We start from the raw sequence: 291 nt of genomic DNA, 5'->3' as shown, positions 1-291 counted from the left end.
CGAAGGATCTCGCCGCTGTCGAGGATCGCGCCGCCGCCATCGAGCGGGCGCACTTGGAGGCCCCCGCTATTGGCTGGCGTGAGGCCGCCATCGGTGCTGCCATCGGCCTGTTCGCTTAGCGCCAGGCGCGGGCGCACGCCGGCGAAGAGTACGTCGCCGACGACCAGGGCTGTCGCATGACCTACGGCGAGGTGGACGACGCGGCGGCCCGCCTGGCGCTCCCAGACGTCACGGATGGTTTCGCGCGTCCAGTACCCCTTCTCGTAATACTCTTTCTTCTTCTCCTCGTTG

General features: G+C 68.0%; 1 protein-coding gene. It reads right to left on the bottom strand.

The genetic code is table 11. The features are described from left to right. The coding region (locus NE591_RS15210; protein WP_256157097.1) for a hypothetical protein at positions 1-291 on the bottom strand (291 nt) is incomplete at both ends.

Source organism: Adlercreutzia sp. DFI.6.23, from assembly GCF_024462535.1.
Classification (GTDB): Bacteria; Actinomycetota; Coriobacteriia; order Coriobacteriales; family Eggerthellaceae; genus Adlercreutzia; species Adlercreutzia rubneri.
This window is presented reverse-complemented; position numbering and strand designations above follow the sequence as displayed.